This window comes from Bacillus sp. BHET2, from assembly GCF_005938125.1.
GTDB lineage: Bacteria > Bacillota > Bacilli > Bacillales > Bacillaceae_B > Rossellomorea.
Genome location: NZ_VCQN01000002.1, coordinates 533,028 through 554,320, shown reverse-complemented (window position 1 = coordinate 554,320; position 21,293 = coordinate 533,028). Strand labels below are relative to the sequence as shown.

General features: G+C 41.9%; 23 protein-coding genes. 18 read left to right on the top strand and 5 right to left on the bottom strand.

The features are described 5' to 3' along the window. Window positions 1–363 precede the first annotated feature (363 nt). The 3 genes from pepV to FGG79_RS12340 are packed head-to-tail and all read left to right on the top strand — an operon-like array spanning window position 364 to window position 2,935. Window positions 364–1,770, top strand: coding sequence for a dipeptidase PepV (pepV, locus tag FGG79_RS12350; protein ID WP_138778717.1), 1,407 nt, complete (start codon window positions 364–366; stop codon window positions 1,768–1,770). Window positions 1,771–1,792: 22 nt separating this feature from the next. Further along, window positions 1,793–2,641, top strand: a complete 849-nt coding sequence (gene dat / locus FGG79_RS12345) for a D-amino-acid transaminase (RefSeq protein WP_138778714.1) — start codon at window positions 1,793–1,795, stop codon at window positions 2,639–2,641. Between the two features lie 18 nt (window positions 2,642–2,659). Continuing rightward, on the top strand, window positions 2,660–2,935 hold the full coding sequence (locus FGG79_RS12340; RefSeq protein ID WP_171050906.1) for a hypothetical protein: 276 nt from the start codon (window positions 2,660–2,662) through the stop codon (window positions 2,933–2,935). A gap of 68 nt (window positions 2,936–3,003) precedes the next feature. Here the strand turns inward: FGG79_RS12340 and cysK are convergent, their stop codons facing one another. Beyond that, on the bottom strand, window positions 3,004–3,933 hold the full coding sequence (gene cysK, locus FGG79_RS12335) for a cysteine synthase A (protein WP_138778710.1): 930 nt from the start codon (window positions 3,931–3,933) through the stop codon (window positions 3,004–3,006). 165 nt (window positions 3,934–4,098) lie between these two features. Between cysK and thpR the strand changes: the two genes are divergently transcribed. The 5 genes from thpR to FGG79_RS12310 all read left to right on the top strand — a co-directional run bounded on the left by thpR (window position 4,099) and on the right by FGG79_RS12310 (window position 9,692). Then, window positions 4,099–4,650 carry an RNA 2',3'-cyclic phosphodiesterase gene (thpR, locus tag FGG79_RS12330; RefSeq protein ID WP_138778708.1) on the top strand — a complete coding sequence of 184 codons (552 nt, stop codon included), beginning with the start codon at window positions 4,099–4,101 and terminating at the stop codon, window positions 4,648–4,650. A gap of 23 nt (window positions 4,651–4,673) precedes the next feature. Then, complete coding sequence (locus tag FGG79_RS12325) at window positions 4,674–5,645, top strand: nuclease-related domain-containing protein (protein WP_138778706.1); 972 nt, start codon at window positions 4,674–4,676, stop codon at window positions 5,643–5,645. Next, window positions 5,642–6,595 (top strand): diacylglycerol/lipid kinase family protein, encoded by a 954-nt coding sequence (locus tag FGG79_RS12320; protein ID WP_138778704.1) that lies wholly within the window; start codon window positions 5,642–5,644, stop codon window positions 6,593–6,595. The genes FGG79_RS12325 and FGG79_RS12320 overlap by 4 nt, the downstream gene beginning before the upstream one ends. After that, complete coding sequence (gene pulA / locus FGG79_RS12315) at window positions 6,589–8,724, top strand: type I pullulanase (RefSeq protein WP_138778888.1); 2,136 nt, start codon at window positions 6,589–6,591, stop codon at window positions 8,722–8,724. The genes FGG79_RS12320 and pulA overlap by 7 nt, the downstream gene beginning before the upstream one ends. Before the next feature lie 194 nt (window positions 8,725–8,918). Next, window positions 8,919–9,692 carry a phosphotransferase family protein gene (locus FGG79_RS12310; RefSeq protein WP_138778702.1) on the top strand — a complete coding sequence of 258 codons (774 nt, stop codon included), beginning with the start codon at window positions 8,919–8,921 and terminating at the stop codon, window positions 9,690–9,692. A gap of 2 nt (window positions 9,693–9,694) precedes the next feature. Here the strand turns inward: FGG79_RS12310 and FGG79_RS12305 are convergent, their stop codons facing one another. Then, complete coding sequence (locus FGG79_RS12305; RefSeq protein ID WP_138778700.1) at window positions 9,695–9,973, bottom strand: YtzH-like family protein; 279 nt, start codon at window positions 9,971–9,973, stop codon at window positions 9,695–9,697. Window positions 9,974–10,242: 269 nt separating this feature from the next. Between FGG79_RS12305 and trmB the strand changes: the two genes are divergently transcribed. Continuing rightward, a complete protein-coding gene (gene trmB / locus FGG79_RS12300) occupies window positions 10,243–10,887 on the top strand; it encodes a tRNA (guanosine(46)-N7)-methyltransferase TrmB (protein ID WP_138778698.1) in 645 nt (214 codons plus the stop codon). A gap of 267 nt (window positions 10,888–11,154) precedes the next feature. Then, window positions 11,155–11,997, top strand: a complete 843-nt coding sequence (locus FGG79_RS12295) for a YtnP family quorum-quenching lactonase (RefSeq protein ID WP_138778695.1) — start codon at window positions 11,155–11,157, stop codon at window positions 11,995–11,997. 76 nt (window positions 11,998–12,073) lie between these two features. Here the strand turns inward: FGG79_RS12295 and FGG79_RS12290 are convergent, their stop codons facing one another. Beyond that, a complete protein-coding gene (locus tag FGG79_RS12290; RefSeq protein ID WP_138778693.1) occupies window positions 12,074–12,388 on the bottom strand; it encodes a PepSY domain-containing protein in 315 nt (104 codons plus the stop codon). Between the two features lie 224 nt (window positions 12,389–12,612). On the opposite strand from FGG79_RS12290, the gene FGG79_RS12285 reads away from it, so the two are divergent. The 3 genes from FGG79_RS12285 (at window position 12,613) to FGG79_RS12275 (ending at window position 14,653) form a co-directional block, all read left to right on the top strand. Next, complete coding sequence (locus FGG79_RS12285) at window positions 12,613–13,686, top strand: M42 family metallopeptidase (RefSeq protein WP_138778692.1); 1,074 nt, start codon at window positions 12,613–12,615, stop codon at window positions 13,684–13,686. Window positions 13,687–13,805: 119 nt separating this feature from the next. After that, window positions 13,806–14,330 carry a DUF84 family protein gene (locus FGG79_RS12280; protein ID WP_138778886.1) on the top strand — a complete coding sequence of 175 codons (525 nt, stop codon included), beginning with the start codon at window positions 13,806–13,808 and terminating at the stop codon, window positions 14,328–14,330. Window positions 14,331–14,473: 143 nt separating this feature from the next. After that, window positions 14,474–14,653 carry a hypothetical protein gene (locus tag FGG79_RS12275; protein WP_138778690.1) on the top strand — a complete coding sequence of 60 codons (180 nt, stop codon included), beginning with the start codon at window positions 14,474–14,476 and terminating at the stop codon, window positions 14,651–14,653. A 235-nt stretch (window positions 14,654–14,888) separates the two neighbouring features. Here the strand turns inward: FGG79_RS12275 and FGG79_RS12270 are convergent, their stop codons facing one another. Together FGG79_RS12270 and FGG79_RS12265 are read right to left on the bottom strand one after the other, a co-directional pair. Then, window positions 14,889–16,382: a peptide MFS transporter gene (locus tag FGG79_RS12270; protein WP_138778688.1), complete on the bottom strand. Its 1,494-nt coding sequence runs from the start codon at window positions 16,380–16,382 to the stop codon at window positions 14,889–14,891. A 216-nt stretch (window positions 16,383–16,598) separates the two neighbouring features. Beyond that, window positions 16,599–17,045 carry a YtoQ family protein gene (locus tag FGG79_RS12265; RefSeq protein ID WP_138778686.1) on the bottom strand — a complete coding sequence of 149 codons (447 nt, stop codon included), beginning with the start codon at window positions 17,043–17,045 and terminating at the stop codon, window positions 16,599–16,601. A 172-nt stretch (window positions 17,046–17,217) separates the two neighbouring features. Between FGG79_RS12265 and FGG79_RS12260 the strand changes: the two genes are divergently transcribed. From FGG79_RS12260 to ytpR, 5 genes are all read left to right on the top strand, one after another. Next, window positions 17,218–17,721 carry a hypothetical protein gene (locus FGG79_RS12260; RefSeq protein ID WP_138778684.1) on the top strand — a complete coding sequence of 168 codons (504 nt, stop codon included), beginning with the start codon at window positions 17,218–17,220 and terminating at the stop codon, window positions 17,719–17,721. A gap of 184 nt (window positions 17,722–17,905) precedes the next feature. Then, complete coding sequence (locus FGG79_RS12255; RefSeq protein WP_138778682.1) at window positions 17,906–18,937, top strand: PTS sugar transporter subunit IIC; 1,032 nt, start codon at window positions 17,906–17,908, stop codon at window positions 18,935–18,937. Window position 18,938: 1 nt separating this feature from the next. After that, complete coding sequence (locus FGG79_RS12250; protein ID WP_138778680.1) at window positions 18,939–19,256, top strand: thioredoxin family protein; 318 nt, start codon at window positions 18,939–18,941, stop codon at window positions 19,254–19,256. Between the two features lie 174 nt (window positions 19,257–19,430). Beyond that, the gene (locus FGG79_RS12245; RefSeq protein WP_240794262.1) at window positions 19,431–20,240 is read left to right on the top strand and encodes a DUF1444 domain-containing protein; all 810 of its coding nucleotides are present in this window, start codon (window positions 19,431–19,433) and stop codon (window positions 20,238–20,240) included. Next, a complete protein-coding gene (gene ytpR / locus FGG79_RS12240; RefSeq protein ID WP_138778678.1) occupies window positions 20,240–20,845 on the top strand; it encodes a YtpR family tRNA-binding protein in 606 nt (201 codons plus the stop codon). The genes FGG79_RS12245 and ytpR overlap by 1 nt, the downstream gene beginning before the upstream one ends. Window positions 20,846–21,293 lie beyond the last annotated feature (448 nt).

The window sequence follows — 21,293 nt, the reverse complement described above, 5'->3', positions numbered from 1 at the left end:
TAGACAACCCCTTTTCTACATATAAGTTATCTCATAAGATGTCAGACAATTACATTGTAACCCTAAACCGACAAAATTTCTAGGATATTGTCCAAATTTACAAACAATTTACGTAGTAAGTTGATGGTTGTATTCCTATAATATGATGAAAATACTAAAATTATGTAATGAATATGTTTTTATATGGTTTTCTTGTCTTTAATTATGCATCTATTCCCCTATTTCCATCCAGTTAAGCTGTAGGCTTATGAAATCGAACAAGAGCTCTTTATTAAAATAGCGGAATTCTCCCTGTTTGGATTTCCACGCTAAACAGTATAAAATGATAAGGGAATGAAATACATATAAAGCAGGTGGAAGCAAATGAGTATTAATTGGACGAATGAAGTGGAAAAGCGGAAAGACGATTTGCTAAATGACTTACAGGGGTTCCTTCAAATTAAAAGCGTGCTGGACGAAGAAAATGTAACAGAGGGTGCACCGCTTGGCAAGGGTGTGAAGGAAGCACTGGATTACCTTTTGACTTTAGGGGAAAAAGACGGCTTCACTCCTAAAAATGTCGATCACCTTGCCGGCCATTTAGAGTTTGGGGATGGCAAGGATCTCCTCGGCATCCTTTGCCATGTGGATGTTGTTCCAGAAGGTGATGGATGGAGTGTTGATCCTTATGGCGGAGAAATAAAGGACGGAAAGATTTACGCACGTGGAGCGATCGATGACAAGGGCCCTACAATGGCTGCTTATTACGCTATGAAAATCGTAAAGGATCTTGATCCTGCTTTTACTAAACGGATTCGGATGATCATTGGAACAGATGAAGAAAGCGACTGGAGATGCGTGGAGCATTATTTCAAAAAAGAGGAAATGCCAACGATGGGATTTGCTCCTGATGCCGATTTCCCGATCATCCATGCGGAAAAAGGGATCGCAGATTATGATTTGGTGCAAGTAAAGGCTTTAGAGGTTTTAGAATCAGGAATTAAAGTCCTTTCCTTTGAGTCTGGTCGTCGCTACAACATGGTCCCGGATTATGCAAAGGCGATCCTTTTCGTCGATGAAGATCATACAAAATGGGTGCAAAACTTTGAAATCTTCACGAAAGAAGAAGGCATCAAAGGAAACTATTATATCGAAAACGGTGAACTTATCCTTGAGGTTGAAGGCGTATCTTCACACGGGATGGAGCCAGACAATGGAAAGAATGCAGGTCTATATCTCGCAGCTTTCTTGTCGAATCTGCCACTGTCGTCACAAGGTAAGCAGTTCTTTGAGTTTACGAAGAAGCATTTCTTCAAAGACTCGAGAGGGGTTCAGCTTGGTGTTAGTTATACTGATGATATAACGGGGGACTTGACCATCAATGTTGGAAAGCTGCGTTATTCAGAAGCTGAAGGCGGACGATTGGGCTTGAACATGCGTTATCCAGTGACGTTTGATATGAAAAAAGGCAAAGCCATCATTGATAACATCGAAGGCTATTCAATCGAGAATTTCACAGACAGCAAACCACATCACGTTTCCAAGGATGATGAACTCGTCCAGACGTTGAAAAAAGTATATGAAGATCAAACCGGTGAAAGAGGAGAGTTATTAAGTATCGGCGGAGGAACATACGCGAGAAGCCTAGAAGCTGGCGTAGCCTTCGGGGCGCTATTCCCTGGCCGTGAAGACATTGCTCACCAAAAGGATGAGTATATGCATATAGAGGATCTCCTCAAAGCTACGGCAATATATGCCCAGGCGATTTACGAATTAGCATGTGAATCTTGAGAGATACAAGGGGGAGAACAGGATGAACACACTATTTGTCAATGGCGAACTGATTCATCGCGATAAAGCAAAGATCGATATCGAGGATCGGGGCTATCAATTCGGGGATGGCATCTATGAAGTGATCAGAGTGTACAACGGAAACACGTTTACGATGAAGGAGCATATGGAAAGGCTTTATCAAAGTGCGGATAAGATGAAGCTTTCCATTCCCTATCCGATAGGAGAATTCACATCCATCCTACTTCAGCTGATCGAAACCAATGGGGTGAAAGACGGAATCGTTTATTTACAAGTGACCCGTGGCGTGGCTCCACGTCAACATCACTTCCCTGCACGTGATGTGAAAGGAAGTGTCGTTGCGTATACGAAAGACTACCCGGTTCCCCTCAAGCAAATGGAACAAGGGGTCACAGCGAAGCTAGTAGAGGATATCAGATGGCTCCGTTGTGATATTAAGAGCCTGAACCTGCTTGGAAACCTTCTTGCCAAAGAGGAGGCGGCTTCAGACGGGCACTTCGAAGCCGTTTTACACCGTGGTGATACGGTGACGGAGGGATCTTCTTCTAATGCCTTTATTGTAAAAGATGGGATTATTTATACGCACCCTGTCACCAACCTTATACTCAATGGAATTACGAGAAGAGTCATTGATGATTTATGCAGGGAAAACGATCTCCCTTTTCAGGAAGAGGCGTTTGTCGTTTCTGAGCTTCTAGAAGCCGATGAGGTCTTCATTGCAAGCACTACGTCGGAAGTGATGCCGGTCATTAAAATCGATCAACAGGTGATTGGTGACGGGAAACCCGGCGCTGTCACGAAAAGGCTGCAGGCGTTATTCAGTGAAAGAAAAAGGATGGCAGATCGTTAAATTAGTTGGAGGCAATACATGTTGATTTGTTCACAACCATTTATGAAGACAGAACGAAGAATAGAAGACAACCAGCAGTTCACGGTGGAGACAGAGGAGTACCTTTATTTATACAAGGACCGAATCGTAACTCCCACGAAAAGCTTCATCATTAAAGATGTGATGGACGTGACGAGCAAGCCATTGTCAGCTTACTATACATTTTTGTATCTTCACACAATTGAAGGAGTTTGGACATTTGTTGTTAAGTCCTCTCCTGAACAATTCATCTCCCACTATCATAATGTTAAATGAAAGAATAGAAAGAGGCTGTGCCGACAATGGACACAGCCTCTTTTCATGGATCGATTCTATTCAACCGGTTAGAACCGGAACAAATCACTAGACAGGTATCTTTCTCCTGTATCGCAGGCGATGCAAACGACCACATCATCAGGTGATAATGTTTTCGCGACTTCAATGGCGGCATAGCAAGCAGCTCCAGATGAAGGACCGACCAATATACCTTCTTCACGTGCCATTCTCCGGGCAATATCGTAGGCTTGTTCGTCTTCGATTTTATGGATTTCATCGTAGACATCCGTGTTTAGGATGTCGGGAACAAATCCGGGACTCGTACCGACCAATTTATGTTTTCCCGGTTTTCCACCAGAAAGGACGGGAGATCCTGCTGGTTCTACAACATGAACGGACAAGTCAGGGTAGTGCTCTCTTAATACTTCACCTGTCCCTGTGATCGTTCCGCCCGTTCCAGCTGTTGCGACGAAGGCAGACAGTGGTTTCCCGATTTCTTTCATGGCTTCCACAATCTCTAATGCCGTTGTTTTTCGATGTGCATCCGGATTCGCATCATTTTCGAATTGCATCGGCATAAAGCTGTTTGGAATTTCTTGTGTCAATACTTTTGCTTTTTCAATGGCACCCGGCATTTTTTCATCTCCAGGCGTTAACACAACTTCTGCTCCATACGCTTTCAGGAGATTAATGCGCTCTTGGGTCATCGTATCAGGCATGACGAGAATGGAACGATAGCCTCTGGCTGCTGCATTCATGGCAAGTCCGATCCCGGTGTTCCCGCTTGTCGGTTCGATGATGGTAGAGCCTTCCTTTAAGTAGCCTTCTTTTTCCGCTTCCACAATCATTTGATAGGCTGCACGGTCCTTTACACTCTTACTTGGGTTGTAGAATTCTAATTTCACATACACATCTGCTCCATTAGAAGGATTTAATCGATTCAATTTTACAAGGGGAGTGTCCCCAATCAGTTCAGCAATATTTTGTACTACTTTCATAGTCAACTTCCCTTCAGAAAAAGTTTCTTCTTCTATCGTACTAATTCAGACAAATCATATCAAATAAATTAGCTTTGTATTTCATTTTTATTGCATTTCTTTGTAGACATTCTCTCTTATGACACATTTTGCTAAAATGGTAGTACAATTGAAAGGACGAGTGATATGTTGAAATCACACTATTTCTTTGCTCTCTCACTGCCTCAGGATACAAAACGGATGATAAAAGAATGGGTGCAGCCATTACAAGAAGAAGCATCATTCAAGAGATGGGTGCACACCCATGATTATCACCTTACTTTGGCCTTTTTAGGAAGTGCCGATGATCTTAACCCAGTAATCGATAAAGTGGAGAAATTGACGTGTTCTTCTTTTTCCTTGACTCTGGGTGATTTCGGGACATTTGGAAATCCTGATTCTCCGCGAATCTTCTGGTTAGGAGTAGAGCCTTCTCATTCGTTACTTCGGGTCCGGGACTTAGTCTATGGTGCGTGTGAAGATGCAGGATATTCATTAGATACAAGACCTTTTTCCCCTCATATTACGGTGGGGAGGAAATGGAACGAACCATCACCCTTTACTTCGGAATGGATGAAACGATTTCAGCCAACTGAAACCTATACGTTTAAGGCAAATGAAATTGTACTATATCAAACACATGTAGACCGGATTCCTAAGTACGAAGCCATTCACACTATACAATTACAAGCAAATTGACCGTCATGAAAGGATCGATTCATATGGCACAGCTGATTAAACTTCAAGATTACGTTTCTAGATATGAAACGGATTTATATAGATATCCTTCCCAGTTTGTTCGATTAAAAAAGCAACAATGGGAAAAAATGAAACAGCATTGGGAAAACGGAGAGCTCCCTTCCTCCATATCTGTTGAAGAGCAAGAAGCTCTTCAGGACGAGAAAAACACGATGAAAGAGAAGATTTTTTCTTTATTTAAAAAGAAAGAATCAGAGGAAGAGGGAGAAGTGGAACGCTCCCTCCAACAAAGCGATGAAGATATCGAGTTTGAAATTGATTCAAATCAAGAGATTCACTCAGAGGAGGAATTAAAGGTTTCCTTCTTGAATCTTGTATTCGAGTTTCAGTTGAGATGGGCAAGTTCGACGATTTCAGAGAAATCCTACGTGGATAACAGCTATCATTATGATGAAAGATTACGCTATTTACTTCAACGGTTTCCCGATAATATATTCGTCATGTACAACCCGATTCTAAAAATTAAAAACGCACCAGTTGAACTTGAAACCATCCTGATCACTCCGACGGGAATATGGTGTTTGACGTTTCTGGAATTTGAAGATGGAACGGCTTATCTTGGTTCAGGAGAGCGGTTCTGGTTGAAAAAATGGGGGGATATGGAGAAGAAAGTATTAAATCCTTTGATTGGATTGAAGAGAATGGAGCGCATCATCCAGCAGATTATGCAATATGCCGGAGTGGAGCTTCCCATTCATCAGGGGGTCATATGCAGAAACGGTTACATAGATTATCCACAAGCCCCTGTTGGGGTACAGTTTCTTGACAAGCGCCTTCATAAGGACTGGTTCCAGAAGCAGCGTTCAGGCACGTCTCCAATCAAAAGTGTGCAACTGAAAGCAGCTCAAGCTGTCTTGGAGTATTGTCAGACCACCTCATTCAAAAGGCTGCAGTGGGATGAATCTTCCCCTGTATCAGATGAGAACCTTACATGAAGACAATCTTTATCGTGAACCCAAAAGCAAAGAACCACCATTCATTTTCTTCTTGGGAACACTTTCGCCGTGGCATTGATATTCCTCATGAAGTATTTGTCACAGAGCATCCAAGAGATGTGAAAACCATTCTTACACGTCTCGTAGATCAATCACCTGATGACTGGATCCTCGTGATCGGTGTCGGTGGAGACGGTACGATGAACTCTGTAATCAGTGGTGTGATCGGTTTTGATAAGGTGGTTATAGGGTATATCCCATCAGGAAGCGGTAATGATTTTGCAAGGGGATATAATTGGCCTAACAACAAGAAAAGAGCATATACCTTATTAAAACAACAATTAATAAAAGAAGAAATGGACGTTCTGGATTCAGGTGCCTTTAGTGTGAAAAACGGAGCAAACGGGCATTTTGTGAATAATATAGGAATAGGATTTGATGCGGAAATTGCCCACAAAGCCAACCTTTCTACTTTTAAAAAATGTTTGAATAAATGGTCGCTCGGGCAGCTGATCTACCCGATTCTCCTTTGTAAGGAAGCGTTTACGTTTAAACCCTTTTCTCTTTCGGTCAATGTGGACGAGGAAGAGCAAGTGTTTTCCAAAGTATGGTTTGTGACGATTTCGAATCAGCCATTCTTCGGTGGAGGGATGAAAATTGCCCCCAGCGCTTGCCCCATGGATGGTCAGCTGGATATGACCGTCGTCCATGGGTTATCCCGCTGGAAATTACTCTTCGTCTTTCTCTCTGTATTCATTGGGAAACATACGGCACTCAAAGAAGTCCATACGGTCAGAGGGAGAATGATTTCCCTTCATCCAAATCAGTCAGTACCTGTTCATGTGGATGGAGACACAGTTGATGCACTCGAAAAAGACCAGGAACTGAAGGTTCGTGTTCTTCCATTAAGTTGGAAAATGTTAAACAGAAGTGGGTGGCAGAAGTGTTAGTCATTAGCAGACATTACGATGCATTCTTGGATACGTTTAATTCGATTACAATGATTCTTCCATACGAATATCATGAGGGGAATTCCAGTCACTTCTCTCTTATTAAGGGAAATGAAACGATCGCTCTTCATATTGAAGAGAGGATTCCTCTGAATGATGCAATGAAATATGTCACGACCATACAGAGTGAGAAGATTATACTAGGGGAGAAATATGAAATTGTAGATGAACATAATACAAAAACAGACCTTCAGATTGGGGCGGTTATCAGAACCGAGGAGTTCGATCAACGCTATTATTATGATGGAGATGATCTTGGTGTTACATACCAGGAGGGATGTACGGTATTCAAAGTGTGGGCACCGACGGCGACAGAGGTCCGCTTAAAGCTCAAATCACCGGATGAAGAAATCCAATATCCTTTAACAAGAATCGAAAACGGCGTTTGGGAATGCAGAGTAAACACAGACTTGGAGGGATATTATTATACGATTCTTCCTTGTATTAATTTGATTTGGGATGAACTAGTCGATCCCTACGCGAAGGCCGTATCCCTTAATAGTGAATGGGGATGTATCGTGAACCCCGGTGATCGAATTACTCCCCTAGCCCCTTTAATTTCTCCTACAGACGCTGTGATATACGAACTGAATATCCGTGACTTCTCTGCTCAGAAAGAGGGCGGAATGAAATTCAGAGGTAAATACCTCGCTTTTACCGAGCGTGAGTCTTCTACACCTAATGGATTTAGTAGTGGAATTGACTATTTAAAGGAACTCGGGGTAACCCATGTTGAACTATTGCCCGTGAATGATTTCGATGGGGTGACCGATACGCCTTCAGATACAAGCTATAATTGGGGATACAACCCATTATTCTTCAATGCGCCTGAAGGCAGTTACAGTTTAAAGCCTGAAGATCCTTCTGAACGGATCAAGGAATTAAAAGCCGTGATCGAAAGTCTTCACGAAGAGAATATTCGCGTCATACAGGACGTGGTGTATAACCACGTGTTCATACGGGAGGATTCTTCTTTTGAAAAGCTTGTACCGGGATATTTCTTCCGTCACGATGAAAATGGCTTACCATCTAACGGGACGGGGGTTGGAAATGATTTTGCGTCAGAACGTTTGATGGCCAGAAAATTCATCGTGGATTCAATTCTTTATTGGATGAAAGAATATGGGGTGGACGGCTTCCGTTTCGATTTAATGGGTATTCTGGATATCGAGACGATGACCCTTATCCGCGAAGAGGTGGATAAGGTCTTGCCAGGAGCCATTTTAATAGGGGAAGGATGGGACTTGAATACACCACTGCCCCCTCATCAAAAAGCCAACCTGAGAAATGCACATCAACTTCATGGAATCGGTCAATTTAATGATTGGTTCAGGGACACCATTAAGGGAAGTACGTTTAACTTATATGATAAAGGATTCGCTCTCGGGCACGGGCAGTTGGAACAGAAAGTTGAACTCGTCCTGACCGGAAGCATCGGGACGCAGGATGGGGAACGCGGGTTATTCAAGGAGCCGACCCAATCCGTCAATTATGTGGAGTCTCATGATAATCATACGTTGTGGGATAAGATGAAGGCGTGTATGACCGAAGATGAAGAGACTCTAAAGAACCGTCATAAATTGGCAACTACGATGGTCCTGTTATCTCAAGGAATTCCATTTCTGCATGCAGGACAGGAATTTTACAGAACAAAAAATGGAATAGAGAATAGCTATGATTCCCCGATTGAGATCAATCAGTTGGATTGGACCAGAAGGGAAAAATATGATGAGGTCGTTCAGTATGTGAAAGCCTTGATCCAAATCCGTAAAAGTCACGGAGCCTTCCGTTTTCATAAGAGTGAACTGATCAAGGAGCACGTCAACGTGTCTCACAGTATTGAAAATCTGGTAGTCGTTTCGTATCAAAACGTCCACCCATACGGGCCTTGGAATGAAATCATCATGGTGTTTCATTCGGATATGAAGTCGTGTGAGTATACCCTTCCTGAAGGAAAAGAGTGGAATTGTTTATCAGATGGAAATCGGGCCGATGTAAGCGGACTTTACGTTGTAAAGACCCAAATCGTCACCCTTGAACCCGTCTCTTCGTATGTGTTTGTAAGGTAACAGATCATTCCAGTGCTTGACGAAAATGCAAGATGACGATAAAATCTAAAGAGATGGCTATTGATTGTATTGCCCAATAGCTGTCTTTTTTATTTTACAAGACTTTTTTGAGCATTTACTGTAATTTTCATAAACCTAAAAATAATTTAAATGAAGATATAAACATGACAAAGGACCAATAGAAGGTGAATATATTGGAACACTTATTTGACCAAGATTGGGAAATAGTCCCCGCAGGCGGTGCTACTGGAGAAGCGTTCTTTGCTCAGTATCAGGAGCAAAGGTTATTTCTGAAGCGTAATTCCTCCCCTTTTGTAGCTGTATTATCAGCAGAAGGAATTGTACCAAAGCTAGTTTGGACAAAACGAATGGAAAACGGGGATGTCATAACGGCACAGCACTGGTTAAATGGGAGAGAATTAAAGCCGGAAGAAATGAAAGACGAGCAGGTGGCAAGACTCCTGAATAAAATTCATTCCTCAAAGCCGCTTTCAACGATGCTTGAGCGCTTGGGGAAGGAGCCGTTTCAACCGGAGCATATGCTTACGGAAGTGGAAACAGGCTTGGAATTCGATCTTCTTTCATTACCGGTCATTAGAGAGTCCCTTGCATTTCTTCAAAAAGAGCTCTTGGAAGTTCAACAGGAAGAATATGTAGTCTGTCACGGTGATGTCAATCATAACAACTGGCTGCTGTCTGATTACAACCAGTTGTATTTAATCGATTGGGATGGAGCGATGATCGCGGATCCTGCCTTTGATGTCGGCTTGTTATTATACTGGTATATCCCTGAAGATCAGTGGGAAAGCTGGTTGACTCAATATGGCGCCCAACTGACTGATAACCTAAAGCTGCGTATGAAATGGTATGTCGTGGCCCAAACGATTCTATCCATCCAGTGGCATAAAGGAAAAGCCCGTTTCCACGAGATGAATCACTGGATTCAATATTTACACAAGGTAATCTGAACTTAAGAGTAGCTGTTCATATCCGTTACCCATTGTGACAGGTTTTGTTTGTTCGTGGTAATATGGTTCGTTAAGTCAGGCGAGGAAATCCCGCTGTGACTATACTGATAAATTTCCTGTAAAACCGGTTTAACGTTTTCATGGATATCAGCATTTACCATCAATGACTTCACTAACCTTTCAACCTGCTCACATTCAGAAACCGAACCACAGCAATCCGTCGAGTGATTGCTTAGAATATCTGATAATAACTGCATTTGATTCTGTGAATTTAAAGGCATAAGGTACACCCTTTCATTTTCGTCTATTGAGAGTGAAAGAAACATATACTTTTCCCGGCCATCAAAATGATCAGACCTGAAAAAGGAATTCACTACTAGTGTGTGAATTCCTTTTTCAATTATGCGCCCTTTTTTAGAGGGACGGACCTCCAATCTGTGCACCCGCTTAAATGATTTCAGGCATATCAACGCCCGGGTCCATTTTAGCTCTTGCACTGGATGGATAGTCATGGTATGTTTTTTTCGATAATAAAAAAAGAGGTGTCTACATGCGTTTACGTAATAAACCATGGGCTTCTGAGAGAATTAGTGATCATCCACAGTATGTTGTGGCAGAACCCCAGGAGATAAAAGGTCAATGGAATAAAGAATTTGGCAATGGAAATCCTATTCACATTGAAGTAGGAACAGGAAAAGGTCAATTCGTCACGGATATGGCGAGAGCCAATCCAGACGTTAATTATATTGGAATCGAGCTATACGAAAGCGTCATTGTAACCGCTCTTGATCGCCTGATCGAAGCTGAGCTTCCGAACGTTAAGCTGTTGAATGTTGACGCCAAGAATCTGACGGAATACTTCGATTCAGAAGAAGTAAGCAGAGTATACCTGAACTTCTCTGATCCTTGGCCGAAGAACCGTCATGAAAAACGACGACTAACCTATAAAGACTTTTTGACAATGTATGAAGAAATCCTGATTAAAGGTGGGGAAATCCACTTCAAGACCGACAATCAACATTTATTCGAATACTCATTAAAGAGCTTTTCGTGGTACGGTCTCCACTTGCAATTCTTAAGTCTCGATCTTCATAAGAGTGAGTTCGAAGGAAATATCATGACAGAGTACGAAGAGAAATTCTCAGCCAAAGGGCAGAGGATATACCGCGTCGAAGCACAGTTTCAAAATCAATAAATGAACGACTAAACAGCTTTGCGAATACGCAAGGCTGTTTTTTTGATTGACATTTTAGCTACACTATTGATTAGAAAGTGGTAGCTGCTTTCTGTTCCTGGAAGGATGTTGTCCCTGGAAAACTAAGCGGGGTCCCCTCACCATTAAGCACACACTGATTGACAAAGCTTTAGGAGACTCATCAATAAATATCGAAACAGGCATACTCCTACAAGTTGTCAGCACATTCTGATAAAATGAAAGAGTATGAACAAAGGAGGAGTAAAGATGGAGACGTTGAAAGTTGGAGATACGACGATTCACTGGCTAAATGGTGGCGTGACTCACATGGACGGCGGAGCGATGTTTGGAGTGGTTCCAAAGCCTCTTTGGTCAAAAAAATATGCCGTGAATGATCTGAATCAAATCGAATTACGTACAGATCCTCTCTTTTTTCAGTGGGAAGGGAAAAATGTATTAATCGAGTCAGGTATCGGTAAAGGCAAGTTGAATGAGAAACAAAAGCGAAATTATGGGGTTCATGAAGAATCTGATATTGAAGCATCTCTTTCATCTCTTGGACTGACACCGCGTGATATTGATGTGATCTTAATGACGCACATGCATTTCGATCACGCATGCGGATTAACCGAATACAAGGACGGGGAGCTCGTTTCTGTATTTCCGAATGCAACCATCCACACGTCACAAGTGGAATGGGAAGAAATGAAAAACCCTAATGTACGTTCACAGAATACATATTGGAAAGAAAACTGGGAGAGTATTGAATCTCAAGTAGTAACGTTCAAAGAAGAAAAGGAAGTCCTTCCTGGAATCACCATGGTCCATACCGGTGGTCACAGTGATGGTCACTCGATTATTCTTCTGGAGTCTGACGGAGAGAAGTTCATTCATATGGCGGACATCATGCCTACACACGCACATAAGAACCCTCTTTGGGTGCTTGCTTATGATGACTATCCTATGACGTCAATTGGTGCCAAAGAAAAGTGGATCGGTCAAGCGATTGACAAAGAATATTGGTTCCTCTTCTATCACGATGCGGTTTATAGAGGGATAAAATGGAATCGGGATGGAGAAATCGTTGATAAGGTTATGAGGGAAAAATAAAATGAAAAGGGGATGATCCGGAAGACTTAGATAAGTCAGCGGACCATCCCTCTTTTAATGAGCAAGTATCGCTATTCTAAGCGATTGGATATACATCGATCACTGTACCCGTATAGGCATCAGCTAAAAATTCATATTGTTCTAAATCCCCGTCTTTTCGTCTGGAGACGCCACCTTTATAAACTTTAGTTGAGACGGAGTGCTTTTGGTACTCTTCAGGCTTCATTCCAATCCAAGAGCCATCGATAGTGCCTTCTTTTTTGAATGAAAGTTTGATATCTTTTAATACTTTCTCGGCAGAAATGAAGCTTGAATCGTCGAATTTTTCTTTGAGAAAATATCCGCCAACTGCTCCGATTCCGATTCCGAACACGAATGATTTCCAATTCATCTTTTATTCCCTCCACGAGCATTGAGTATTTTGTGTGTTAGTAGCCGGGAAGTTCCTAAGAACCGAGCGGCAAATAGCGATAATTTTTTATCTATAGGTACATTCTAACAAAGAATTCATTAAAAAGAGAACTGCTTTTCATCTCAATTGGTGGTAAGCCGTGAGAAAGTTCTGTAAAATAAAACTATACATAAAGTAGATTTCATATAAAAGGGGCAGTTGACATGAAACGAGATACGTTGGATTTATTTAAAACTTTGACAGAATTGCCGGGAGCACCTGGTAATGAGCACGCGGTTCGTACATTCATGAAGGAACAACTTTCGAAGTACTCAGATGAGATTGTACAGGACAAGTTAGGCGGAGTGTTTGGTGTGAGAAAAGGCAATGCTCAAGATCCGGTTGTCATGGTTGCAGGACACATGGATGAAGTAGGCTTCATGGTCACATCGATTACGGATAATGGAATGATTCGATTCCAAACCCTTGGAGGTTGGTGGAGTCAGGTCCTACTTGCTCAGCGTGTTCAAATAATAACGGACAATGGCCCGGTAACGGGTGTGATAGGCAGCATCCCTCCTCACTTGCTTGGAGAAGAGCAGCGAAGAAAGCCGATGGATATGAAGAACATGCTCATTGATATCGGTGCGGATGACAAGGATAATGCACGTGAAATCGGGATTAAACCAGGTCAGCAAATTGTACCGATTTGCCCGTTCACACCTATGTCCAATGAGAAGAAAATCCTGGCGAAAGCATGGGATAACCGTTATGGCTGTGGATTATCCATTGAATTATTAAAGGAACTTCAAGGTGAAACTCTTCCTAGCACACTTTATTCTGGGGCAACGGTCCAGGAAGAAGTAGGGTTGCGCGGGGCCCAAACAGCAGCCAATATGATCAATCCGGACATCTTCTTTGCTCTTGATGCAAGTCCAGCCAATGATATGTCAGGTGACAAAAATGAATTTGGTCAATTAGGTAAAGGGGCTCTCCTGCGGATTCTTGACCGTTCTATGGTGACACATAGAGGAATAAGAGAATTCATATTAGATACAGCCGAATCAAATGACATTCCTTATCAATACTTTGTCTCACAAGGTGGGACAGACGCCGGAAGAGTGCATATGTCCAATGAAGGAGTCCCGAGTGCAGTAGTGGGAATCTGTTCAAGATATATTCATACCCATGCTTCCATGATACATGTAGACGATTATGCGGCTGCTAAAGAGCTGATCGTCAAGTTAGTGAAACAATGTGATCGCTCCACGATCGAAACTATTAAAGCCAATGGATAATCACATTTAAACTCTATACAGAAGAGCTGTCTCATGCATTTTTTGAGACAGCTTTTTTCAAATGATAAAAAAGGAAGCCCGCTTGCAGACTTCCTTTAGGAAAAGAGGTCATTTTTTTGATGAAAATAGCAATTGGAACAACGAACCCGGCAAAAGTACAGGCTATTCAAAAAGCCTTTCTTGCACACTATGAAGACGTGCAATTCCAGCAAATAAAGACAGAATCATATGTGAGTGATCAGCCGCTTTCGGATCAGGAGACGATTGAAGGCGCTCTAAACCGTGCGAAGGGTGTGCTGAGGGCAACGGATAGTGACGTGGGAATAGGACTGGAGGGAGGAGTATCAGACTCCCTGTATGGCATGTTTCTCTGTAACTGGGGGGCGCTAGTTGATTCCAGAGGAAATGAAATCATCGGTGGAGGGGCAAGAATTCCCCTTCCAATAGACATCAGCTATGAATTAAAGGCCGGGAAAGAACTCGGTCCCTTGATGGATGAGTACACTCAAAGAACGGGAATCAGACAAAAAGAAGGGGCAATCGGAGTTTATACGAACGGTCTTATTACCCGAGAGGAGATGTTCTCGCACGTCGTTCAGCTTTTAATCGGACAATGGCAGCGCAAAACGAATGTTCAAGACTAAATATCCATAGTACTTTTACCCTTTGAGGGTACTTGGCCCATACCAAACCAACTAGTCCTTCATACGATGGAGTATATCAGACTTTATTTTATCTGATAAATTCTTTCTAAGGAGGTTGGAATTTATGGGATGCCATTATTGTAATGACCGTGGCGACAGACGTGATCACAGAAAATGTTGTGATTGGGATAAGTTGCTCTTTGGTGACAGAAGAAGAGGCGGAGAAGATAATCGAAATAGATGTCGTTGTAACCGAGATAATGTTCTTGGTGCAGAAGACAACCGTCGAGGATGCCGCGGAAGAAGAGGCGACAACGTACTAGGTGCGGAAGACAATCGCAGAAGATGTGGTTGTAAAAGAAGACATAGAAATTGTTTCTGTAATCTTTTCTGGTAGGTTGCAATCAGAACTCCGTTAAAGCGGGGTTCTTTTTTTAAGGAAGAATTCACTATTTGCAACCGGGTGTCTATAAGGTATACTCGATGAATTAAATAAGATATCGAATATATTGCGCAAAATAAAATCCCCCTGAAAAAATCAGGGGGAGAATAGATCAATTATTTAACACCTTTCATAGCTCTTTGGATCATAGGTGAAATCAGGAATAGGATAATCGCTAAGACGATTGCCATACCACCGATTGAACCGAAGTAAAGAGTTTCTGATTCTGGTGAATAGAAACGTACAAGTTGGGCGTTTAAAGCCTGTGCACCTGCAGAAGCCAAGAACCAAAGACTCATGGTTTGAGCTGAGAAGGCATCTGGAGCAAGCTTCGTTGTTGCAGATAGTCCAACTGGTGATAAGCATAGTTCACCAAGTACAACGATGAAATAGCTAAGCACAAGCCATAATGGACTTACTAGAGAATCTTCTCCACCTAATTGTGCAGGTAATAGAATAACTAAGAATGATAATCCGGCAAACAATAGACCAAATGAAAACTTCTTTGGAATAGATGGCTGACGGTCACCAAGCTTAACCCACATCCATGCAAAGACTGGTGCTAATAGAATAATGAATAACGGGTTCAGTGATTGGAACCAAGCTGGAGAGATTGACATCCCCATGAAATCAAGTTGAGTACGCTTGTCCGCATAAGCGGCAAGAATAGTAGATCCTTGTTCTTGGATTGACCAGAACATTACGGCAGAAATAAATAATGGAATATATGCAATAACTCTTGAACGTTCTGTTGCCGTTGTTTTTGGACTATAGTACATTACGGCAAAGTAAATAGTTGGCACAACGATACCAAAGATTCCAACTAGATTAATGAATACATCTAATGTAAATAAGCCAGCAGGAATTGTAATACCTAATAATATGGCTAAACCTACTACGACTGCACCTACGATTAATCCGTATTTCTTCTTTTCAGTTGGTGCAAGCGGATTAGGTACATATGTACCTGCAAGACCAAGATTCGTTTTCTTCGTAAGCATGAATACAACAAGACCTAAGAACATCCCGATTGCTGCTACTGCGAATCCCCAGTGGAAACCTTTCGATTCCATAAGGCTTCCAACGATAAGTGGAGCAATGAAAGCACCTAAGTTGATTCCCATGTAGAAAATACTGAATGCTGCATCACGACGAGTATCTTTTTCACTGTACATTTCACCCACGACGGTTGAAACATTTGGTTTCAAAAGACCTGTTCCGACTACAATCAATACCATGGAAACGAAGAACAGAGATAAGCTCCCTGGAAATGATAAAGCGATATGACCAAACATGATGAATATACCACCGTAGAAGACGGCTTTCGAAGTTCCGAATATTCTATCAGCCAGCCAGCCCCCAATTACCCCTGACATATACACTAGTGAACCATAAATAGACATAATAGCTAAAGCTGTATTTTGCTCAAGACCTAGTCCACCTTCAGAAACCTCATAGTACATGTAGAATACGAGGATGGCACGCATTCCGTAATAGGAAAAGCGCTCCCAAAATTCTGTGAAGAACAAAGTGAATAACCCCTTAGGATGTCCAAAGAAACCTTTTTGAGGAACACTATCCACAATTTTCTGTTTATTCATTGATGACATGTTACTACCTCCTTTATTCCTTTACTATAATATTTTAATATTTTCATAAAGTCAAAAAAAGTTTGCAAATGGTTAATAATAACATAAAATGTCTATAGATTGCTAATATTAAGTTATTTTAAAATAATGAAAAAGTTTGGGTATTTTGGAGGAAACGCTTACATACAAAAAAGAGCCTGCAGGAATAGTTCCTGCAGGCTTTTTATAATGAAATGCTTATTCAGTATCAAATACATAGGACAATGTCTTTAGTGCCTGTTCAATGGAGGTAACGGTGACATTTGCCTTATTTGTAAGCTCTTTCAATGGATGATGAAGTTTTTCAGGACGAATGACGATAAGGGGCTTTTGAAGTGCAATGGCCGTGCTCGCATCCATTGCTGTGTTCCATTGCTTGTATTCTTCGCCAAATAAAGCAATCACTACATCCGACTTTGTCATGAGCAGTTCAGTTCGGAAGTTATTGATACTTGAAGCAGCTTCATCCCGGAAGATCTTATTTGGTTGTTCACCGATTATTTCTTCCCCGATTGAGTCGGAACGATCATGATTTTCCATGGGACCGACGAACGTAAGTGGGAGCCGCAACGATTTTGCTTTTTCCTTTAGTTCATTTCTCCAGGAACTATGTATTTCCCCAGCTAAATACACTGTAAATTCCATACTATTCACCTTCCTGTTTTTAGTCATCTTATCATAAATACCCTCTTGAAGTTAAAAATAACCATATTTCCCACTGAAAAGGCTGATTTTCTTAATGGAAGGGTTGTCAATGGGTCTTTGTGAGGGTATCATAAGCGTAGGTCCTAGGCAGGAAAGGGAGGAAAAGTAGAAGATGAAAACCATCGTATCATTCTTTTTCTTAATTCTTGTTCTAATTTTAGCTGGTTGCAATACAACCATAGATAAAGAGAAAGACCAGACAGCCAATGTGGTGAAGGAAGCCTTAAACTCGAATGAAAAACCCGATGAAGAAGCCGGGAACATCCGTTTTTACCTCCCCTTTGGAGCGGAGATAAAAAAAGAATCGCCATATAATATCATTATTTCAAAAAGCTCTGATACATTTATACTTTTCACAAACCCTCAAGAAGATAAGGATAGTGAACTTCTATATAAAATGGCCGTTAATGACAAGGAGAGTCTAGTGAAACACGGGACCTTTAAAGAAAACGATCGCTTAGGATACTATGTCATTAAGAAATTGCCTGATACGGAAGAATACGAACTTATTGTAGGAGTGGGCGGAACGAAAGTAACAACGCAATCAGAAGTAGCCAATTTAGCAGATCATGCGGAAATGATGATGAAAATGGCAGCGTCCGTTAAACACAAGTAGATTGCATATATAGACCGATTTTCTCCATGAGTAGGAGGAAATCGGTCTTTTTTTTGTGATAAGAAATAGGAAGAGATGGAGACTAGAAGATAAGCTTCCTTAAACGAGTAAAAGTCATGGACAAATCAAACATGTGTCTTTACACTAGTAAAAGTAGAATATTTACTTTAGGGGAGAGAAACGAATGAGAGACTATTTACAGCGAAAAGGGATTACGTTATCGGCGAAAACGTATTTTATAGATGCATTAAGTTATATGGCATTAGGATTGTTCAGTTCTTTAATTATCGGATTGATTATTAAAACGTTGGGAGAACAGCTTCCGTTACCCCACGGAGTAAGTGAGTTTTTTATAGAGATGGGTGGGCTTTCCATCAGCTTGATGGGGCCAGCGATTGGAGTGGCCATTGCCTTTGGGCTTGGAGCACCGCCCCTAGTCTTATTCGCTGCGGTTGTAACCGGAGCAGCAGGCGCAAGTTTAGGTGGACCGGCAGGAGCATATGTAGCGGCAGTCCTATCCACTGAGATTGGAAAGCTTGTAAGTAAGACGACAAAAGTAGATATTATTGTCACACCATTTATAACGATCTTGGCAGGGTTTACGACAGCATACTTCATCGGACCGGGAATCGCAGATTTCATGAGCATGTTTGGAGGCTGGATCAGCTGGGCCACTGAACAACGACCGATTATCATGGGGATTTTGGTTGCAGCCCTTATGGGACTTGCACTGACAGCACCGATTTCAAGTGCGGCGATTGCGCTAATGCTTGATCTGAGTGGAGTCGCAGCAGGTGCTGCTACCATTGGGTGTGCTGCGCAGATGGTAGGATTTGCAGTTATCAGTTATAGAGAGAATAAGGTTGGAGGGTTATTTGCCCAGGGTATAGGAACTTCCATGCTTCAAGTGCCGAATATCGTTCGGAACCCACGGATCATCATCCCTCCTACCGTGGCAGGCATGATATTAGCACCGATTGGAACAACCGTATGGCTGATGGAAAACAATGCAGCCGGAGCCGGGATGGGAACAAGCGGATTCGTTGGTCAAATCATGACCTTTAAAACGATGGGATTCAGTTGGGAAGTAACCATGAAAATCCTCCTGTTGCATTTTGTTGGACCTGCATTCATAAGCCTGTTACTATCTGAATATATGCGAAAACTAGGTTGGATAAAACCTGACCAAATGACGATTGAAACAGGGGGCAAATAAAATGCGTAAACTTGAGTCGATAGAAGAGTTTCACGGGCTAAAAGAAAATGGCAAGCATGTATTTATGTTCTCAGCTGACTGGTGTCCGGATTGCCGAATCATCGAGCCGATCCTTCCAGAGATTGAGAGCCAATTTTCAGAGTACACATTCCTATATGTAGATCGGGATCAATTTATTGATGTGTGCATTGAGCATGATATTTTCGGTATTCCAAGCTTCTTAGCATTCGAAAATGGCCGTGAACTTGGTCGCTTTGTCAGCAAAGACCGGAAAACCAAAGAAGAAATCGAGAACTTTATGAACACATTATCTTCATAATAGGATGAAAAGGGATCACCAACATGTGGGTCCCTTTTCTTTTTGCCGGAAATCGAACAGGTTCCTTTTGTATTCTCGCCATTTTGATGTAAACTGTTATAAGTGAAAGCATCTTCGGCGAAAGTTTAAATCAATACTTTCTATTATAAAAGCAACACCAAAGGAGGATCAGATTTGGATATTAAAATGCTAAAAGGCATACTCCAGGAGCGATTAGAGAAATCGAATCGTACGTTTACATATGATCGAGACAAGGATTCACTGAGAATTGAGAACACGGATACCAAAAAAGGAATCACTGTTGCTCTTACACCGATTGTATCAAAATGGAAGGAAAACAATACATCCATTATTGATGAAGTGGTCTATTACGTGGAAGAGGCATTAAATGTAATGGGAACTGGAACAGATATGGGTAACAAGGAGAAAAAAGTATTTCCAGTGATTCGTTCCACTTCTTTCACAACCGAATCCAATGAAGGCGTTGCACTCGTGACTGATGATCATACAGCGGAGACACGAATTTATTACGCGGTTGATTTAGGGAAAACGTACCGTTTATTGGACGAGGATATGTTAAAGACTGAAGGATGGTCCCATGAGCAAATGAAGGAGACGGCCTTATTCAATGTCAGAAGCTTACCAACTGAGATGAAGAAGGATGAGGTGGCAGGAAACATCTTTTATTTCCTGAACAACAATGATGGATATGATGCAAGTCGTATTTTGAATGATGCTTTCTTGAAACAGGTAAGTAAGGACGTTGAAGGCGAGATGACAGTATCAGTACCCCATCAGGATGTATTGGTCATCGGGGATATTCGCAATGAAACAGGCTATGATGTCCTTGCACAATTAACCATGAGCTTCTTTACAACAGGAAATGTTCCGATTACGGCACTATCCTTTGTGTATGAAGAAGGAGGACTTGAGCCAATCTTCATTCTGGCAAAAAATCGCAAAAAGGAAAGGGAGAAGAAATAATGAACGTATTTTATAACTTAGAAGGCATTGGTGATACCCTGATCGTGACATTGGATCCAGGGTATGAAGGAGATGTGCAGCACGAAAGAAAAGAAGATGCAGCCCGCCTGTATGATGAAAAGACAGGAGAAACACTTGGGTATAATCTATTTCATGCATCAAAGTATATGGATTTAAGTGAAGTGGGTCCTGTCGAGATGAACGATGAGAAGCTTAAATCGATCAATGAAGCCATCCAGAAGAACGGGTTTGATGAAGTATTGGAAGCAGACTTTTCACCAAAGTTTGTTGTCGGATACGTTTCGGATAAAGAAAAGCATCCTAATGCAGACAAGTTGAATATTTGTACAGTCGATGTAGGAGATGAAACTTTACAGATCGTTTGTGGCGCGCCTAACGTAGATAAAGGACAAAAAGTTGTTGTCGCAAAAGTTGGAGCTGTCATGCCTAGTGGTATGGTGATCAAAGATGCGGAACTTCGTGGTGTGGCATCTTCCGGCATGATTTGTTCAGCCAAAGAATTGGCCCTACCAGACGCTCCACAAGAAAAAGGAATCCTTGTTCTCGAAGATGAGTACAAAGTGGGTCAACCGTTTACCGCTTAATAAACATATACCTGGGTCCAGCATGTGGGCTCAGGTATTTTTGTTTATGAAGGTTAGAAAGAGTGTAATTCAAGGATGCTCTTAGATTTTGTCTACAGGCCGCCTGCGCTTTTCGTATTGTCTAGCTCCGGCGGCTAGAGCCTCGAGGTAATAAGCTAAATGGCCCAAGAAGGCAAAGAACGCCTTCCTGTTCCATTCATCTTATGCTTGTCGCCTCTGGGCGAGCCGCCTGCGCTTTTCGTGTTGTCTAGCTCCGGCGGCTAGAGGCTCGAGGTCATAAGATAAATGGCCCAAGAAGGCAAAGAACGCCTTCCAGTTCCATTTATCTTATGCTTGTCGCCTCTGGGCAAGCCGCCTGCGCATTTCGTGTTACAATCTCTTTACGCCTATTTTTGTTTGGACACAAGTCTTTAACAATTCTCTTATTCTATCGAAATGACTCGAATTT

What these genes read in the sequence shown, in the direction of transcription:
- ytpR (WP_138778678.1), top strand. Translation starts at nt 20,240, where the DNA reads ATGAACGTATTTTATAACTTAGAAGGCATTGGTGATACCCTGATCGTG.
- dat (WP_138778714.1), top strand. Translation starts at nt 1,793, where the DNA reads ATGAACACACTATTTGTCAATGGCGAACTGATTCATCGCGATAAAGCA.
- FGG79_RS12280 (WP_138778886.1), top strand. Translation starts at nt 13,806, where the DNA reads ATGAAAATAGCAATTGGAACAACGAACCCGGCAAAAGTACAGGCTATT.
- FGG79_RS12270 (WP_138778688.1), bottom strand. Translation starts at nt 16,382, where the DNA reads ATGTCATCAATGAATAAACAGAAAATTGTGGATAGTGTTCCTCAAAAA.
- FGG79_RS12250 (WP_138778680.1), top strand. Translation starts at nt 18,939, where the DNA reads ATGCGTAAACTTGAGTCGATAGAAGAGTTTCACGGGCTAAAAGAAAAT.
- pepV (WP_138778717.1), top strand. Translation starts at nt 364, where the DNA reads ATGAGTATTAATTGGACGAATGAAGTGGAAAAGCGGAAAGACGATTTG.
- FGG79_RS12325 (WP_138778706.1), top strand. Translation starts at nt 4,674, where the DNA reads ATGGCACAGCTGATTAAACTTCAAGATTACGTTTCTAGATATGAAACG.
- FGG79_RS12305 (WP_138778700.1), bottom strand. Translation starts at nt 9,973, where the DNA reads ATGCCTTTAAATTCACAGAATCAAATGCAGTTATTATCAGATATTCTA.
- FGG79_RS12260 (WP_138778684.1), top strand. Translation starts at nt 17,218, where the DNA reads ATGAAAACCATCGTATCATTCTTTTTCTTAATTCTTGTTCTAATTTTA.
- FGG79_RS12275 (WP_138778690.1), top strand. Translation starts at nt 14,474, where the DNA reads ATGACCGTGGCGACAGACGTGATCACAGAAAATGTTGTGATTGGGATA.
- FGG79_RS12340 (WP_171050906.1), top strand. Translation starts at nt 2,660, where the DNA reads ATGTTGATTTGTTCACAACCATTTATGAAGACAGAACGAAGAATAGAA.
- FGG79_RS12265 (WP_138778686.1), bottom strand. Translation starts at nt 17,045, where the DNA reads ATGGAATTTACAGTGTATTTAGCTGGGGAAATACATAGTTCCTGGAGA.
- FGG79_RS12295 (WP_138778695.1), top strand. Translation starts at nt 11,155, where the DNA reads ATGGAGACGTTGAAAGTTGGAGATACGACGATTCACTGGCTAAATGGT.
- thpR (WP_138778708.1), top strand. Translation starts at nt 4,099, where the DNA reads ATGTTGAAATCACACTATTTCTTTGCTCTCTCACTGCCTCAGGATACA.
- cysK (WP_138778710.1), bottom strand. Translation starts at nt 3,933, where the DNA reads ATGAAAGTAGTACAAAATATTGCTGAACTGATTGGGGACACTCCCCTT.
- FGG79_RS12285 (WP_138778692.1), top strand. Translation starts at nt 12,613, where the DNA reads ATGAAACGAGATACGTTGGATTTATTTAAAACTTTGACAGAATTGCCG.
- trmB (WP_138778698.1), top strand. Translation starts at nt 10,243, where the DNA reads ATGCGTTTACGTAATAAACCATGGGCTTCTGAGAGAATTAGTGATCAT.
- FGG79_RS12290 (WP_138778693.1), bottom strand. Translation starts at nt 12,388, where the DNA reads ATGAATTGGAAATCATTCGTGTTCGGAATCGGAATCGGAGCAGTTGGC.
- FGG79_RS12320 (WP_138778704.1), top strand. Translation starts at nt 5,642, where the DNA reads ATGAAGACAATCTTTATCGTGAACCCAAAAGCAAAGAACCACCATTCA.
- FGG79_RS12255 (WP_138778682.1), top strand. Translation starts at nt 17,906, where the DNA reads ATGAGAGACTATTTACAGCGAAAAGGGATTACGTTATCGGCGAAAACG.